Source organism: Bartonella sp. AD328YNZD (assembly GCF_042196425.1).
Map to the genome: position 1 here is coordinate 2,083 of NZ_JBHIQG010000235.1, position 1,732 is coordinate 3,814.

The 1,732-nt window shown below is 36.8% G+C and carries 1 protein-coding gene; it reads right to left on the reverse strand.

Annotated features, from left to right (window positions below; translation table 11 throughout):
- Positions 1 to 683: 683 nt before the first annotated feature.
- Positions 684 to 1,724 (reverse strand): DNA polymerase III subunit delta, encoded by a 1,041-nt coding sequence (gene holA / locus ACFIO3_RS09825; protein WP_375704380.1) that lies wholly within the window; start codon positions 1,722 to 1,724, stop codon positions 684 to 686.
- Positions 1,725 to 1,732 lie beyond the last annotated feature (8 nt).

Below are 1,732 nucleotides of genomic sequence, written 5' to 3' on the forward strand. Positions count from 1 at the left end.
TTTAAATCATAACTTCGAATACTGTAAAATTCTTCCATCACAAACCCTCTTATCAATTAAAATCTCTTGTCTACACGTCACAAGAAGACATGTGAGCAAAATGATGAAAAACGCTCTCTAATGCTAAAAACTGTAGCAACATTAGAGGCTAGCAAAGTATATAATGAGTGTCGACTTGCACTTTTATTAAGCGTAAAGATAAAGTTGCTCTATGGGTTTTATATTCTTCACAAGGAACTTTACTTCTACACCATTCATAAACACCGACGCGAAATAGATATGACGCGCATTGAAAAATATTTCTAAGAAAGCGTATGAATCTACCATACAAATGTCTTCTTTTGTTTGAGATACTCTGTTTTACATGGGGGTGTTACTCCATTAAGACTCTATGAACCAACCTAATATTCACCAAATACCCACACAAAAAACACCGAATGCGTAAAATTTCACCTGAGCCTTATATTACTAACCTAAAGAACAGTGTTTTGCGGCACAATAAGATAATAAAACTGTATCAAGATTGTCTTTTGAAGGAAAGTTTTTATCAAACTTTAAAGCTCTTAAAACGCCTCCTCAAAAATAGCGTTCCTTTAACCTCTACCTGATAACGCAAAAGCTGTAATTGCTGAAAATGCTTCTGTATTGTATTTAAAATAAAAAATCATAATATTTTTAAAACACTAAGCAGCCATCTGGCGTCGTGCAATAATTGTAAGCCCTAACAAAACTTGACGAATGATAGCTTCACCCAAAAGCGGATTTTTACGGCTGTCTAAAACAGCACTCTGAATTCTTTCCATCGCATAAGAAATTTGTTCTAACTTCCAATATTTTAAAGCTTGTTCAACGGTTTTTTTCCGTTGAAAAAAAATAGGAGGACGTGCTTGAGAAACCACCGTAAAAGGCGATTTTCCTTCAATCTCTACCTGATAACGCAAGAGCTGTAATTGCTGAAAATGCCTCTGTGCTGTACTTAAAATAAAAAAAAGCGTCCCATGCAATGCTGCATGTCGGTTAAAATGCGCTTCAAAGCCTGATATATCGCCCAATAAAATAGCATCAATGACTTCATCTTGAGAAAGAACACTTACATCACTTACAACAGCTTTCACATCTTCAAGAGTAATATGAACATTTTCAGCGTAAAGACAAAGCTTCTCTAATTCACCGCGAGACACAAGACGATCCGCCCCTAAACTTTCATGCAACCATCTACGTGCATCCAAAGAAAGAGTCTTCTTAAACTGTCCTAAAACCTCATCAATTAAACTGTCAAGAGAACGCATATCATCAGCAAAACAAGGCAAAGCCATTGCTTTTGACGCTGTTTCAACAACATTGCGCAACCCTGTTCCTTTTTTTAAATCTCCTGCCTCAATGAGAATAAAACAAGCTTCTGGTGGCTTCTCAATTAAAAGCTTTAAAGCAGCAAGAAAACCTTTTTGGTTAGCCGCATTAGAGATCCATATCAAACGATCTCCCCCAAAAAGCGATAACGTACGCGCTTCATTTTCCAAACGTGCAGGATCTTTATCAATTTCACCAGCATCCAAACGAACTGTTGAAAATGGATCTTCTATTGCCACCCGTGTAAGCTTAGCAAAATGTTGTGCACGCTCACAAATCAGTCCACGATCCGTCCCATAAATGAGAACAATAGGAAAAGCACGTGAAAAACGCGTTAGAAATTGATCAACTTCATGTGCTTTTTTCTGAGCCACATTATTAA